This is a genomic window from Kribbella monticola, from assembly GCF_003261635.1.
In the GTDB taxonomy this organism is placed as follows: Bacteria; Actinomycetota; Actinomycetes; order Propionibacteriales; family Kribbellaceae; genus Kribbella; species Kribbella monticola.
The window spans coordinates 105575-119921 of record NZ_QFXK01000022.1; the positions used below are offsets into that span (position 1 = coordinate 105575).

At 67.8% G+C, this 14347-nt stretch carries 16 protein-coding genes; 14 read left to right on the forward strand and 2 right to left on the reverse strand.

Annotated features, from left to right (window positions below; all coding sequences use genetic code 11):
- Nucleotides 1–57: 57 nt before the first annotated feature.
- Nucleotides 58–1077, reverse strand: a complete 1020-nt coding sequence (locus DIZ26_RS09590; protein WP_112239498.1) for an adenosine deaminase — start codon at nt 1075–1077, stop codon at nt 58–60.
- 130 nt (nt 1078–1207) lie between these two features.
- Between DIZ26_RS09590 and DIZ26_RS09595 the strand changes: the two genes are divergently transcribed.
- The 14 genes from DIZ26_RS09595 (at nt 1208) to sppA (ending at nt 13585) form a co-directional block, all read left to right on the forward strand.
- Nucleotides 1208–2095, forward strand: coding sequence for an L-threonylcarbamoyladenylate synthase (locus tag DIZ26_RS09595; protein ID WP_232828222.1), 888 nt, complete (start codon nt 1208–1210; stop codon nt 2093–2095).
- A complete protein-coding gene (locus DIZ26_RS09600) occupies nt 2095–3213 on the forward strand; it encodes a glycosyltransferase family 4 protein (protein WP_112239500.1) in 1119 nt (372 codons plus the stop codon). The genes DIZ26_RS09595 and DIZ26_RS09600 overlap by 1 nt, the downstream gene beginning before the upstream one ends.
- Before the next feature lie 251 nt (nt 3214–3464).
- Nucleotides 3465–3929, forward strand: a complete 465-nt coding sequence (locus DIZ26_RS09605; RefSeq protein ID WP_112239502.1) for a hypothetical protein — start codon at nt 3465–3467, stop codon at nt 3927–3929.
- Between the two features lie 114 nt (nt 3930–4043).
- The gene (locus DIZ26_RS09610; RefSeq protein ID WP_112239504.1) at nt 4044–4250 is read left to right on the forward strand and encodes an AtpZ/AtpI family protein; all 207 of its coding nucleotides are present in this window, start codon (nt 4044–4046) and stop codon (nt 4248–4250) included.
- Nucleotides 4251–4356: 106 nt separating this feature from the next.
- Entirely contained in the window at nt 4357–5139 is a 783-nt protein-coding gene (gene atpB, locus DIZ26_RS09615; protein WP_112239506.1) for a F0F1 ATP synthase subunit A, read from the forward strand.
- Between the two features lie 77 nt (nt 5140–5216).
- On the forward strand, nt 5217–5441 hold the full coding sequence (gene atpE, locus DIZ26_RS09620) for an ATP synthase F0 subunit C (RefSeq protein WP_112239508.1): 225 nt from the start codon (nt 5217–5219) through the stop codon (nt 5439–5441).
- Between the two features lie 32 nt (nt 5442–5473).
- On the forward strand, nt 5474–6046 hold the full coding sequence (locus DIZ26_RS09625; RefSeq protein WP_112239510.1) for a F0F1 ATP synthase subunit B: 573 nt from the start codon (nt 5474–5476) through the stop codon (nt 6044–6046).
- Nucleotides 6046–6843 (forward strand): F0F1 ATP synthase subunit delta, encoded by a 798-nt coding sequence (locus tag DIZ26_RS09630; protein WP_112239512.1) that lies wholly within the window; start codon nt 6046–6048, stop codon nt 6841–6843. Before DIZ26_RS09625 ends, DIZ26_RS09630 begins: the two co-directional genes overlap by 1 nt.
- 90 nt (nt 6844–6933) lie before the next feature.
- Nucleotides 6934–8571 carry a F0F1 ATP synthase subunit alpha gene (gene atpA / locus DIZ26_RS09635; RefSeq protein WP_112239514.1) on the forward strand — a complete coding sequence of 546 codons (1638 nt, stop codon included), beginning with the start codon at nt 6934–6936 and terminating at the stop codon, nt 8569–8571.
- A gap of 6 nt (nt 8572–8577) precedes the next feature.
- Nucleotides 8578–9489: a F0F1 ATP synthase subunit gamma gene (locus DIZ26_RS09640; protein WP_112239516.1), complete on the forward strand. Its 912-nt coding sequence runs from the start codon at nt 8578–8580 to the stop codon at nt 9487–9489.
- 5 nt (nt 9490–9494) lie between these two features.
- Nucleotides 9495–10949 carry a F0F1 ATP synthase subunit beta gene (gene atpD / locus DIZ26_RS09645; protein ID WP_112239519.1) on the forward strand — a complete coding sequence of 485 codons (1455 nt, stop codon included), beginning with the start codon at nt 9495–9497 and terminating at the stop codon, nt 10947–10949.
- Nucleotide 10950: 1 nt separating this feature from the next.
- A complete protein-coding gene (locus DIZ26_RS09650) occupies nt 10951–11355 on the forward strand; it encodes a F0F1 ATP synthase subunit epsilon (RefSeq protein WP_112239521.1) in 405 nt (134 codons plus the stop codon).
- A gap of 110 nt (nt 11356–11465) precedes the next feature.
- Complete coding sequence (locus DIZ26_RS09655; protein WP_112239523.1) at nt 11466–11897, forward strand: DUF2550 domain-containing protein; 432 nt, start codon at nt 11466–11468, stop codon at nt 11895–11897.
- 29 nt (nt 11898–11926) lie between these two features.
- Nucleotides 11927–13585, forward strand: a complete 1659-nt coding sequence (gene sppA / locus DIZ26_RS09660) for a signal peptide peptidase SppA (protein ID WP_112239525.1) — start codon at nt 11927–11929, stop codon at nt 13583–13585.
- Nucleotides 13586–13595: 10 nt separating this feature from the next.
- Here the strand turns inward: sppA and DIZ26_RS09665 are convergent, their stop codons facing one another.
- The gene (locus DIZ26_RS09665) at nt 13596–14333 is read right to left on the reverse strand and encodes a phytanoyl-CoA dioxygenase family protein (RefSeq protein ID WP_112239527.1); all 738 of its coding nucleotides are present in this window, start codon (nt 14331–14333) and stop codon (nt 13596–13598) included.
- Between the last annotated feature and the right edge of the window lie 14 nt (nt 14334–14347).

The following is a 14347-nucleotide window of genomic DNA, read 5'->3' on the forward strand; positions in this document are numbered from 1 at the left end:
CCCAACCACGCCGAGCCGACAGACCCACGCCGTCGCGTGTCACGCCTCGAGCCGGCCTCAGGCGTGCTTGGCGACGTACTCGTCGATCTCGGTGAGCAGCGCGGTCTTGGTGCTGTCATCGGCGAACGACACGCTGACCGCGGTCTTGGCGAACTCCGCGATCCCGTGCGCATCCAGGTCGAGCAGGTCCGCCACGACGGCGTACTCGTTGACCAGGGTGGTGCCGAACATCGGCGGGTCGTCGGAGTTGATCGTGACGACCAGGCCGGCGTCGACCATCGCGCGGATCGGGTGTTCGTCGTACGAGCGGACCGCCCGGGTGGCGAGGTTGGAGGTCGGGCTGACCTCGAGCGGGATCCGGTGCTCGCCGAGATAGTCGATCAGCGCCGGGTCCTGGGTCGCCGAGGTGCCGTGGCCGATCCGCTCCGCCTTGAGCACCCGGAGCGCGTCCCAGATCGTCTCCGGACCTGTCGTCTCGCCCGCGTGCGGGACGCTGTGCAGACCGATCGCGCGGGCCTCGTCGAAGTACGGCGCGAACTGCGGCCGCGGTACGCCGATCTCCGGGCCGCCGAGGCCGAAGCCGACCAGGCCCTCGGGCCGGATGCCGGTCGCGATCTTCGCGGTCTCCACCGCGCCCTCGAGCCCCAGCTCGCCGGGGATGTCGAAGATCCAGCGCAGGGTCACGCCGAGTTCCTTCTCGGCCGCGGTCCGGGCGTCCTCGATCGCCTCGCAGAACGCCTCCGGCGCGATCCCGCGCAATACCGACGTGTACGGCGTGACGGTGAGTTCGGAGTACCGGATGTTCTGCGCGGCCATCTCGCGGGCCACCTCGAAGGTGAGCAGGCGCACGTCGTCCGGCGTACTGATCAGGTCGACGACGGTCAGGTAGACCTCGATGAACTTGGCGAAGTCGGTGAAGGTGAAGTACTGCGCGAGCGCGGCCGGGTCGGCCGGCACGGGCGAGCCGGGATGGCGGGCGGCGAGTTCGGCGACGATCCGCGGCGTCGCCGATCCGACGTGGTGGACGTGCAGTTCGGCCTTCGGCAACCCGGCAAGGAATTCACGCGACACAGTCATGGCCGGGATCCTATGCACGGGACCGGTGGGCCCGCTCGGAAGCTGACAATCATTTGTCAGCAGTGCTCCGGCCGGCCCGCTGGGTGGCCCGGCTGGAGACCGCGACCGGGTGAGTGGCACGATTCACTGCGTGAGCGAGCGCTTTGACTTCACCGGAGACGAATTGGTGCCGGCCTACCGTGCGGCCGTGGACGCCATCGAGGCCGGTGATCTGGTCGTGTTGCCGACCGACACCGTGTACGGGATCGCCGCGGACGCCTTCAAGGCCGACGCCGTACAGCGGCTGCTGGACGCCAAGGGCCGCGGGCGGGACATGCCGCCGCCGGTGCTGATCTCGGTGGTCGAGTCGCTGGACGCGCTGGCGACCGACGTACCCGAGGCCGGGCGGAAGCTGTGCGAGGCGTTCTGGCCCGGGCCGCTGACGGTGATCTGCCATGCGCAGGCGTCGCTGATGTGGGACCTGGGGGAGACCCACGGGACCGTCGCGCTGCGCGTGCCCGATCACGAGAACACCCGCGAACTGTTGTCCCGGACGGGTCCGCTGGCTGTCAGCTCGGCGAACAAGAGCGGGCAGCCGGCAGCACTGGACGTCTACGACGCTGAGGCGCAGCTGGCCGATTCGGTCGCGGTGTACCTCGACGGGGGTGAGGTCACAGGTGGGCAGCCGTCGACCATCGTCGACCTGACCGGGGACGTACCGCACGTCGTACGGCTCGGCGCCCTCTCAATGGCCCAGATCCGCGAGATCGTCCCGGAAGCGACCACGGACCTCGAGCCCGACGTACCGGTGCAGGACGAGGCTGCCGCCGAAGAGGTGAAGCCCGACGAGAACGTCGTCGTCGAGGAGACGGTGCAGGACGAGGACGTCGTCGTCGAGGAGCCTGTGCAGGACGAGCCAACTGATCAGCCCCTTGCGGCGTCCAACGAAGAGCAGCCGGCCGAGAAGCCGATCGAGGACGCCGCTGCCGAGGAGACGACGGTGGACGGCAAGGCGCCTGATGCGAGGCCGGCGGACTAGTGCGCGAGTATCTGCTCGTCCTCTTCGTGGCGATGGCCACGACCTTCCTGCTGACCGGGATCGCCCGCAAGATCGCCCTCCGGTACGGCGCCGTCGCGAAGGTCCGCTCCCGCGACGTCCACAAGGTCCCGATCCCGTACTTCGGCGGCGTGTCCATCCTCGGCGGGCTGATCGCCGGTTATGCGGTCGCCTCCAGCCTGCCGTTCCTCGGTGACAGCCTGCAGGTCGCGCACGACGCCCGGGCGATCCTGATCGGCGGGGTGGTGATCTGCGCGGTCGGCGTGATCGACGACCTGGTCGAGCTGGACCCGATCACCAAGTTGGCCGGCATGGTGCTGGCCGTCGGCGTGATGATCGTGCAGGGCATCCAGCTGTACTGGCTGCCGCTGCCCGGCGGCATCTTCTCGCCGCCACCCTCGCAACTCGCGGTGCTGACCGCCGGCATCCTGCTGGTCTCGACCAACGCGGTGAACTTCGTCGACGGCCTGGACGGACTGGCCGCGGGCGTCACCGCGATCGGCGCGACCGCCTTCTTCACCTACTCCTACGTGCTGAACGTCGAGCAGAACCTCGACCGCGCGACCACCTCGACGATGATCACGGTCGCGCTGGCCGGTGCCTGTCTGGGCTTCCTGCCGCACAACTTCTTCCCGGCCAGAGTGTTCATGGGCGACTCCGGAGCCCTGCTGATCGGCCTGATGCTGGCCGCGTCGACGATCAGCCTGACCGGCCAGATGGACCCCAACGCCGTCCCGTACGAGGTCGGCGGCTCGAGTCTGCTGCCCGCCCTGCTGCCGCTGATCCTGCCGATCGCCGTGCTCGCGATCCCCGCGCTGGATCTCACGCTGGCCTACATCCGGCGTACCAAGGCGGGTCGCTCTCCGTTCGCGGCCGACAAGCTCCACCTGCACCACCGCCTGATGCAACGCGGTCACTCGCACCGCCGCGCGGTCCTCCTGATGTACCTGTGGACCGCCCTGATCGCTTTCGGTGTGGTCGTCCTCGGCCTGCTCCTGTCGGTCTGGACGGTCATCCTCGTGCTCGCCGTGACGGTCACCGCGATCCTCCTGACCACCGGAATCCCACGCCGCGCCGCGAAGCCGCTGGCGAAGGTCTGACCCGCGCGGCCCGCCCACCGGCAACAAGCCCCTGCAGTACGAGCAGGGGACCAGACCAATGCGTGTCGTGGCCTACCGATAGGGTGTTCGTGTACAGCGGCAGGGACGCTCGTTTTGCTGACCTTTTTGCTAGCGCCGTAGACTTTGTGCTAGTTTTCACAAGCACCAGCTAAGAAGAGTTTCACCCCTGACCCCGCCCACCCGACGACCGAGGGCAAGAATCCCGGTCGCCAGCAGGACGGAACCACCAGATGGCTCCCTCAGACCGAGGTCCGAAAGTCGCCGGCCAGGCCACCAGGCATCCGGCGTTGGCAATGCTGCGCGGCGCTCTCGTCGCCGGCGTCGTCGTCGGCGTGAACGCCGCCGCCGTCTCCGCGGTCGCGGCCGGCCTGAAGGGCCTGTGGGGCGCACTGCTGGGCCTGTTGATGGTGGTCGTCTTCTCCGGCGCCGGCCTGCTCGCGCTGCACCTGTCCCGGCGTACGTCGCCGACCATGCAGCTCGCCCTCGCGATGGCTTCCTACACCGGGCGGATCGCGATCTTCGGTGGCCTGCTCGCCGTCGCGATGAACTCCGACAGCCTCGGTGAGAACGTCGACCTGACCGCGCTGGGAATCAGCGCCGTCGTGGTCGTGATGGGCTGGATGGCCGGCGAGATCTGGGCCTGGTCACACCTGCGGGTGCCGATCTACGACCTGGACCACGAGGTGACGGCGTGATCACCCGCGGTAGTGCCGCGGCAAGCCGTTTCCCAACTGTGACAAGGGATGTGGCGCAGTGCACGGATGTCAAGGTGACCGCGCGACGCGCCGACTGGTACCTTTCGGGTGCCAATGAGCCAGCACGAGGATCCGAAGCCGACACCCAACACATCGGGCGACGGCTGGCGGGTCCTGTCCTACTTGATCGGCGGAATCCTCGTCTACGGAGGAATCGGCTTCGGGTTGGATCGCTGGCTGGGCACCCAGTTTCTGCTTCCGGTGGGCATCGTGCTCGGTGCCGGCCTGACGATTGTGTTGCTGAACTTCCGGTACCGGTAGCGTCCCTGAGCCGTACCGGGTCTGACGTAGTTGACCGCCTTGCCCTGAGCCGCCCTGCCCTTAGCCCGATGGCGAACGACTTGAGCACGACGCGAGAGGAGACCCGGTGAGCGCCGGCGTTTCGACCGAGTTCATTTCACCCGGTCCACAAAGCTTCAACACCACCCCGATCATCGACGGTGTCGACTGGTTCACCAAGCCTGTCCTGGTGGCCGCGCTGTCCGTGGTGGTGATCGTCTGGTTCTACTGGGGTGCTTCGCGCAAGGCCGCGGTCGTGCCGTCGAAGCTGCAGTTCGCCGGTGAGCTGGGCTACAACTTCGTCCGGAACTCGATCGCCCGCGACGCGATCGGCAGCCACGACTACATGAAGTACGTGCCGTACCTGTGCGGCCTGTTCTACTTCATCCTGCTGAACAACGTCGCCGGGACGATCCCGCTGATCCAGTTCCCGACCTTCAGCCACATCGGCTGGGCGTACGTGGCCGCGATCATGAGCTGGGTCATCTACAACGCGGTGGGCATCAAGAAGAAGGGCCTGTGGGGCTACTTCAAGCACCAGACGATGCCGGCCGGTGTGCCGGTCTGGCTGATGCCGCTGATGATCCCGATCGAGTTCATCTCCAACATCCTGGTCCGGCCGGTCTCGCTGAGTCTGCGGTTGTTCGCCAACATGTTCGCCGGCCACATCCTGCTGCTCGTCTTCGTCACCGGTGGCGACTACATGCTGCGGGAGTCCGGCAGCATCGCGCTCGGCGGCGTCGGCATCATCACCTTGCTGATGGGCCTCGCGATCGCCGGCCTGGAGCTGTTCGTGCAGTGCATCCAGGCCTACATCTTCGTCGTCCTGACCGCGCAGTACATCGGCAGCGCGATCGCCGACGAGCACTGATCCGCCGTACCACTCAACAGACCCGTTGTAACGGAAACCCGGATAGCCCTTATCCGTACCGAAAGGAACACAGCGCAATGAACGCTCTCGACATCACCGGCAACATCGCCGTACTGGGCTACGGCCTCGCCGCGATCGGCCCGGGCGTCGGTGTTGGTCTGATCTTCGCCGCCGTGATCAACGGCACCGCGCGTCAGCCGGAGGCGCAGAGCAAGCTGCAGTCGATCGCGTGGATCGGCTTCGGTGTCACCGAGGTGCTGGCGATCATCGGTATCGCCCTCGCCTTCGTGTTCAAGAAGTGAGCCCACTCTTTACTGACTGACAGGACTCAGACATGTTGACGATCGTGCTACCGCTCAGCGAGGCCGCGGGCGAGGACCCGAACCCGCTGCTGCCGCACAACGCCGAGATCATCTTCGGCTTCGTCTTCCTGATCCTGCTGGCCATCGCCTTCGCCAAGGTCGTCGTTCCGAAGTTCGAGAAGGCTTATGCCGATCGGACCGCGGCGATCGAAGGCGGGATGAACGAGGCCAAGCAGGCCCAGGCCGAGGCGAAGGCGGCGCTCGACAAGTACAACGCGCAGCTGGCCGAAGCCCGGCAGGAAGCTGCGAAGATCCGCGAGGACGCCCGCGAGCAGGGCGCGCTCATCATCGCGGAGATGCGTGAGCAGGCGAACGCCGAAGCAGAACGCATCGTGACCCACGCCCGCACCCAGATCGACGCCGAGCGCAGCCAGGCGGTCGCCTCGCTGCGCAGCGAGGTGGGCACGCTGGCCACCTCGCTGGCGGGCCGGATCGTCGGTGAGTCGCTCGAGGACGAGGCGCGCCAGCGTCGTACGGTCGAGCGTTTCCTGGCCGAGCTGGAGTCCTCGGAGTCGGCCCGGCAGGCAGTCGGAACGGACGGCTGATGCGCGGCGCATCGAAGGAGTCACTCGCCCGGGCCCAAGCGGTCCTGGCGGGTGTCACCGTCTCCGACAGCCTCGGCGGCGAGCTGTTCTCGGTCGCCAAGGTGCTCGACAGCAACGGTTCGTTGCGGCGGGCACTGACCGACCCGGCCCGGCCTGCCGCGGCCCGGACCGGTCTGGTCGGGCAGTTGTTCGGCGGCAAGATCTCCGCGCCCGCGCTGGAGATCCTGACCGCCGCGGTGGACGGGCGCTGGGTCAGCGCCCGGGACCTGGCCGACGCCCTCGACCAGCTGAGCGTCGAGGCCGAGGTCGCGTACGCCGACTCCCAGGGCAAGCTCGACGAGCTGGAGGACCAGCTGTTCCGCCTCGACCGCGTGGTCGTGGCAGAGCGGGCGCTCGCCGACAAGCTGAACGACCGCAGCATCCCGGTCGCGGCCCGGCAAGAACTCCTGCGTGGACTGCTGCAGGGCAAGGCCGACGACGTCACCGTGCGGCTGGCCGAGCGCGCGGTGGACGGCCGGGGCCTGCACTTCGCGGCCGCGATGCGGTCCTACCAGGTCGCCGCGGCGGCCCGGCGGGACGCGAGTGTGGCAACGGTCCGCGTGGCGGCCGATCTGACCGAGGGCGAGCGCAGCAGGCTCGCCGAGGCGCTCGGCCGGCAGTACGGTCGGCAGATCCAGCTGAACGTGATCGTGGATCCGGCTGTGGTCGGCGGCGTCCGGGTGGACATCGGCGACGAAGTGATCGACGGAACCATCGCGGCCCGGCTCGACGAGGCGCAACGGCGCATCGCGGGCTGACCCCTAACGACATATTGCGGCGCTAGTGGTCAGCAAACCTCTAGAGCCATCACAGGCCAAGCTAGGTCAAGGAAGCAGGGACGGAAGATAATGGCGGAGCTCACGATCAGGCCGGAGGAAATCCGGGACGCCCTGGATCGCTTCGTCTCCGACTACGAACCGGAGACGGCGACCCGCGAAGAGGTCGGCATCGTTGTCGACGCAGGTGACGGCATCGCGCACGTCGAGGGACTGCCCTCGGCGATGACGAACGAGCTGCTGGTGTTCGAGGACGGCAGCCAGGGCATCGCCTTGAACCTCGACGTCCGTGACATCGGCGTCGCCGTGCTCGGTGAGTTCAGTGGCATCGAGGAAGGCCAGCAGGTCCGCCGGACCGGCAAGGTCTTGTCCGTGCCGGTCGGTGAGGGCTACCTGGGCCGGGTCGTCGACCCGCTCGGCAAGCCGATCGACGGCCTGGGTGAGATCAAGGACCTCGAGGGCACCCGCGCGCTGGAGCTGCAGGCGGCCGGCGTGATGGACCGCCAGGAGGTCCGCGAGCCGCTGCAGACCGGCATCAAGGCGATCGACGGGATGATCCCGATCGGGCGCGGCCAGCGGCAGCTGATCATCGGTGACCGCAAGACCGGTAAGACGGCGATCGCGGTCGACACGATCATCAACCAGAAGGCCAACTGGGAGTCCGGCGACCCGAAGAAGCAGGTCCGCTGCATCTACGTCGCGATCGGCCAGAAGGGCTCGACGATCGCCTCCGTGCGCGGTGCGCTCGAAGAGGCCGGCGCGATGGAGTACACCACCATCGTCGCCTCCCCGGCTTCCGACGCGGCCGGCTTCAAGTACGTCGCGCCGTACACCGGTTCGGCCATCGGCCAGCACTGGATGTACCAGGGCAAGCACGTCCTGATCGTCTTCGACGACCTGACCAAGCAGGCCGAGGCCTACCGGTCGATGTCGCTGCTGCTGCGCCGCCCGCCGGGCCGCGAGGCCTACCCGGGTGACGTCTTCTACCTGCACAGCCGGCTGCTCGAGCGTTGCGCGAAGCTGTCCGACGAGCTCGGCGGCGGCTCGATGACCGGTCTGCCGATGATCGAGACCAAGGCCAACGACGTCTCGGCCTTCATCCCGACCAACGTCATCTCGATCACCGACGGCCAGATCTTCTTGCAGTCGGACCTGTTCAACGCCAACATCCGGCCCGCGATCGACGTCGGTGTCTCGGTGTCCCGCGTCGGTGGTGCCGCGCAGGTCAAGGGCATGAAGAACGTCTCGGGTTCGCTCAAGCTGGACCTGGCGCAGTTCCGGGCCATGGAGGCGTTCGCGATGTTCGCCTCCGACCTCGACGCCACCTCGCGTCGTCAGCTGGACCGCGGCCAGCGCCTGGTCGAGCTGCTGCGCCAGCCGCAGTACTCGCCGTACCCGGTGGAAGAGCAGATCGTCTCGATCTGGTCGGGCACCAACGGCAAGTTCGACGACGTGCCGGTGAGCGACGTGCTGCGGTTCGAGCGCGAGTTCCTGGACTTCCTGCGCCGCGAGAGCAACGTGCTGGACGCGATCCGCGAGTCGGGCAAGTTCGAGGACGAGTCCGCCGCGGCCGTGTCCGACGCCCTGGACAAGTTCAAGCCGACCTTCCAGACCTCCGACGGCCAGCTGCTGGCCGGCAAGGAGGAGACCGCGGCGATGGACTCCGAGGACGTCGAGCAGGAGCAGATCCGCAAGCAGAAGCGGGGCTGATCACCCATGCCAGCCAGTCTGCGGGAGCTTCGTGAGCGCCGGGCCTCGGTCTCGACGATCAAGAAGCTCACCCGTGCGATGGAGCTCATCGCGGCGTCCCGGATCGTCAAGGCGCAGCAACGCGCGGCGGCGGCCGGTCCGTACGCGCGTGAGCTCACCCGTGCCGTGTCGGCGGTGGCGACGTACTCCAACGTCGACCACCCGCTGACCACCGAGAAGCCGGACCCGAAGCGGGCGGCGGTGCTGCTGATCACGTCGGACCGTGGCCAGGCCGGGGCGTACTCCTCCTCCGTGATCCGCGAAGGTGAGCGGCTGAACCAGTTGCTGCGCGACGACGCCAAGGAGGTCGTTCCGTACCTGAGCGGCCGCAAGGGCATCGCGTACTACACCTTCCGGCAGCGCGAGGTCGCGCAGTCGTGGAGCGGCGACTCCGACTCGCCGTCGTTCGCCCGGGCCCGGGAGATCGCCGACGCGTTGATCGAGGCGTTCCTGACCCCGACCGAGGAAGGCGGCGTGGACGAGATCCACATCGTCTTCACCCGGTTCGTGTCGATGCTGACCCAGCGCCCGGAAGTGATCCGGTTGCTGCCGTTGGAGGTCGTCGAGGGTGACGAGCCGCCGGCGCCGGACGAGGTGCTGCCGCTGTACGAGTTCGAGCCGTCGGCCTCGGAGGTGCTGGACGGCCTGCTGCCGAAGTACGTCGCCAGCCGGATCCACTACTGCATGCTGCAGGCCGCGGCGTCCGAGCTGGCCAGCCGGCAGCGGGCGATGAAGTCCGCGACCGACAACGCCCAAGATCTGATCGAGTCGCTGACGCGGCAGTTCAACCAGGCGCGTCAGGCGCAAATTACCCAAGAAATCAGCGAGATCGTCGGTGGCGCCAGTGCGCTGGCCGATGCCAACGCCGGGAGCGAGTGAGAGAGATGACTGCCACGGTTACCGAGAAGAACAACGAGGCTGTCGCCCCGGGCGTCGGCCGCGTAGCCCGGGTGATCGGCCCGGTCGTCGACGTCGAGTTCCCCGCGGACGCGATGCCCGACATGTACAACGCGCTCGAGGTGGACATCACCCTGGGCGAGACCACCCAGACGATCACCCTCGAGGTCGCGCTGCACGTCGGCGACAACATCGTCCGGGCGATCTCGATGAAGCCCACCGACGGTCTGGTCCGCGGTACCGAGGTGCGCGACACCGGTGCGGCGATCTCCGTCCCGGTCGGCGACGTCACCAAGGGCCGGGTCTGGTCCGTGACCGGCAAGTGCCTGAACCAGGACGAGTCCGAGTTCGAGATCACCGAGCGCTGGCCGATCCACCGCAAGGCGCCGGCCTTCGACCAGCTCGAGTCCAAGACCCAGATGCTGGAGACCGGCATCAAGGTGCTGGACCTGCTCACGCCGTACGTGCAGGGTGGAAAGATCGGCCTGTTCGGCGGTGCGGGTGTCGGCAAGACGGTGATGATCCAGGAGATGATCTACCGGATCGCGCACAACTTCGGTGGTACCTCGGTGTTCGCCGGTGTGGGTGAGCGCACCCGTGAGGGCAACGACCTGATCCACGAGATGGAAGAGGCCGGCGTCTTCAAGGACACCGCGCTGGTGTTCGGTCAGATGGACGAGCCGCCGGGCACCCGGCTGCGGGTGGCGCTGTCGGCGCTGACGATGGCGGAGTACTTCCGCGACGTCGCCGGCCAGGACGTGCTGCTGTTCATCGACAACATCTTCCGGTTCACCCAGGCCGGTTCCGAGGTCTCCACGCTGCTCGGCCGGATGCCGTCCGCGGTGGGTTACCAGCCGAACCTGGCCGACGAGATGGGCGTTCTGCAGGAGCGGATCACCTCGACCCGCGGTCACTCGATCACCTCGATGCAAGCGATCTACGTGCCGGCCGACGACTACACCGACCCGGCTCCGGCGACCACGTTCGCCCACCTGGACGCGACCACCGAGCTGTCGCGCGACATCGCGTCGCGTGGTCTGTACCCGGCCGTCGACCCGCTGACCTCGACGTCGCGGATCCTCGACCCGCAGTACATCGGCCAGGAGCACTACGACGTGGCCGTCCGGGTGAAGCAGATCCTGCAGAAGAACAAGGAACTGCAGGACATCATCGCCATCCTCGGTGTCGACGAGCTGTCCGAGGAGGACAAGATCGTCGTCGCCCGGGCGCGCCGGATCGAGCAGTTCCTGTCGCAGAACACCTACATGGCGGAGAAGTTCACCAACATCCCGGGTTCCACCGTGCCGCTGAAGGACACCATCGAGTCCTTCAAGAAGATCACCGAGGGCGAGTGCGACCACATCGCCGAGCAGGCGTTCTTCAACACCGGCTCGCTCGAGGACGTCGAGCGCAAGTGGGCCGAGCTGCAGAAGGAAAACTGACATGGCCGACGAATCCGCGAAGCACCTCGAGGTAGCCCTCGTCGCGGCGGAGCGGACGGTCTGGCAGGGGCAGGCGAAGATCGTGATCGCCCGCACCACCGACGGTGACGTCGGCATCCTGCCGGGTCACGCGCCGTTGCTGGGTCTGCTGCAGGGTGGCACCGTCCAGGTGCGGACGACCGACGACGAGTACTTCGTCGCGGCCGCGCCGGACGGCTTCATCTCGGTGGCCAACGACCGGGTCTCGATCCTGGCCGAGAACGCCGAGATGGGCCGTGACATCGACCTGGAGGAGGCCAAGCTCGCGCTCGAGCGGGCCCAGGCCGCGGGCACGGACTCCGAGGACGAGCAGGAACACGTCCGGCTCGCCGAGGCCAGGGTGAGGGCCGCCGAACAGGCGTCCTGAACCCACCTGCCATAATTGAAAAAGAGTGCATTCAAGCAGGACAGTGACAGTCAGTAAGGTTCGGGGAAGGTGCCGCCAGGTCGTCGGCATCAGGAATGAGGTCGGCACTTATGAGCACAGTCCTCGATGTGGTCGGGGTCTGTCTGCTTGCCGCCCTACTGCTGATCGTTGCTTTCGCGTGCCGCCGTCGCTGGTTGTCCAGGGACGGCGGCACGTTCGATGCCAGCCTCCAACTCGCGGAGAAGGAGCACGGCCGCGGCTGGGCCCTCGGCCTGGCCCGGTACGTCGGTGACGACCTCCAGTGGTTCCGGGTCTTCAGCCTCGCCTGGTGGCCGAAGCTCACGGTGAACCGCCGCCAACTGCAAGGCGTGACCACCCGCCGCCCGATGGGCAACGAGCCACTCGTCACCTACGCCGGCCACGTCATCGTCGACGCCGAACTCCGCGACCGCACCGTCCATTTCGCGATGACCGAAGAAGCCCTCACCGGCGTCCTCGCCTGGATGGAATCCGCCCCACCCAGCACCCAGACCTACCTGTGAGGTTTGCCCGTCCCGACTAGGGTCGGGATATGACGGGTGTGTTGCTGGAGTTGGATTTGACCAGGGGTGTGGTGGAGACGCCGCCTGCGTCGCCGTTGGCTGCGTTTCGGGCGCGGCATTTGCCTACGCTGCGTGAGCTGGTGTCGGCGCTGCGGAAGGGGTCGCGGGACGACTCGGTGGTCGGGCTCGTGGCGCATCTCGGTGGGCAGGGGTTGTCGCTCGCGCAGGTGCAGGATCTGCGCGAGGCGGTGACGGAGTTCCGTACGTCGGGGAAACCCGCCGTCGTCTGGACCGAGTCGTTCGGCGAGGTGGGCGGCGGGACCGTGCCGTACTACCTGGCGACCGCGTTCGACGAGATCTGGCTGCAGCCGTCGGGTGAGCTCGGGATCACCGGCGTTTCCGTCCAGGCGACCTTCATCCGGGGTGCGCTGGACAAAGCCGGGGTCATCCCGCAGTTCGGCAAGCGGCGCGAGTACAAGACCGCCGTGGACACGTTCACCGAGAGGGAGATGACCGGCCCCGCCCGGGAGATGGCGTCGCGGCTGGCGGAGTCGGCGTACGAGCAGATCGTCGAGGGCATCGCAGTACGGCGCGGGCTGGAGCCTGCTCGCGTCCGTGAGCTGGTGGACAGCGCGCCGCTGTCGGCCGAGTCGGGTCGCGAGGCCGGGTTGGTGGATCAGCTCGGGTATCGCTCGGACGTGTACGACGCGCTTCGCAAGCAGCAGGAGTTCGAGCCGCTGCTGGCCGAGCGCTACGTACGGCGTGGGCCGCGGACGTTGCAGGACGTGCGCGACAACCTGCCCTGGCCGCAGAAGCCTGTCGTGGCGGTGATCCGGATCAGCGGCGGCATCACGGTCGGCCGCAACTCCGGCGGTGGGCCGCTGGGTGGCCCCGGCTCCGGTTCGGACACCATCGGTGCCGCTCTGCGCGCTGTGGCCGAGGACGAGAAGGTAAAAGCCGTCGTACTGCGGGTCGACAGCCCAGGCGGCTCGTATGTCGCTTCTGACGCGATTCGCCACGAGGTACTGCGGCTGCGCGCCACCGGCCGCCCCGTGATCGCCTCTATGGGCAGCGTGGCCGCGTCCGGCGGGTACTTCGTGGCCATGCCGGCCGATGTCGTCGTAGCTCAGCCAGGCACCATCACCGGCTCCATCGGCGTGCTCTCCGGCAAGGGCGTGGTCCGGGATGCGCTGGGCCGCATCGGCATCTCGCAGCAGGCCGTCTCGGAGGGCGAGAACGCCCGGATGTACTCCGCCCAGGAGGAGTTCTCCCCCGAGCAGTGGGAGCGCCTGGAGGAGACTCTGGACCGGATCTACGCCGACTTCGTCGCCAAGGCGGCTCAGGACCGCGGTCTGCCCGAGGCGGAGCTGGAAGCGCTGGCCCGCGGCCGGGTCTGGACCGGTGCGGATGCCCACGCCCACAAGCTCGTCGACGAACTGGGCGGTTTCGAGCACGCGCTCCGGCTCGCCTGCAACCGAGCCGGTCTCGACCGCGACCACATCACCGTCGCCACGGCTCCGCACCGCTCCCTCCTCGACCGTCTGCGCCCACCGACCACCACCGAAGACCTGGCCGCTACCGCCAAGTCCGCGTTCAGCGCCGACGGCCTGACCGCAGCCGTCTACACCGCTCTCGGGCTACCGCCGAGCGGAGCCTTGACGATGCCGCTGACCTGGCGGATCAGCTAGCGACAAGGCGTCAGCTCGCCCACGGGCGAGGAAACTGCGGACCGTCGAGCGGAGCGCCGGGGGGCAAGGCGAGCGGGTCCGTGACGACGTGGGGAGTGCCGGAGTACGTCGTGTCCGCGTCCATGTAGATGTTGATGTGAGCGAAGCGGGCCGTGTCGGTGGTGTTGGGCAGCGCCATGTGACCGGTGTAGCCGGAGTGGAAGGTGCAGTCGCCGGCGTACAAGGGGACCGTCACCCTGGAGGAGTAGCGCAGCTCGGGAGCCATCGTGAAGAGGTCCTCCTCGTCGGCGAGGTTCTGCGGCTTCAGGTCCGTGCGGGTCTGCGAGCCGGGGAGGAACGTCATGCAGCCGCGCTCGGGCGGTACGTCGACCAGGGCGATCCAGGCCGACAAGGGCAGCCGGTCTCCTGCGTGCGGCCAGTAGGGCCGGTCCTGGTGGAACTGGGTCGCCGCGTTGCTGTGCGGCTCCTTCACGAGCATCTGGTCGTGCCAGAGCCGAAGCGGGAACCCGGCCAGCTCCTCGGCGATCTTGGCGATACCGGGGTGGAGCGTGAGCTCACGTAGTACCGGGTCCTGCTGCCAGACGTTGACGAGTTGGCTGAAGATGGCGTCGTGCTGCAGCCGGTCGGCGCGGTGCTGCTCGAGGTAACCGGCGGCCCGGTCGCGGTACCGCTTCACCTCGTCGCTCGTGAGCACCGAGGGGACTCGGACGAATCCGTCTTTGCGATAGGAATCAACGAGATCGTTCATGTCTCCACTCTGCT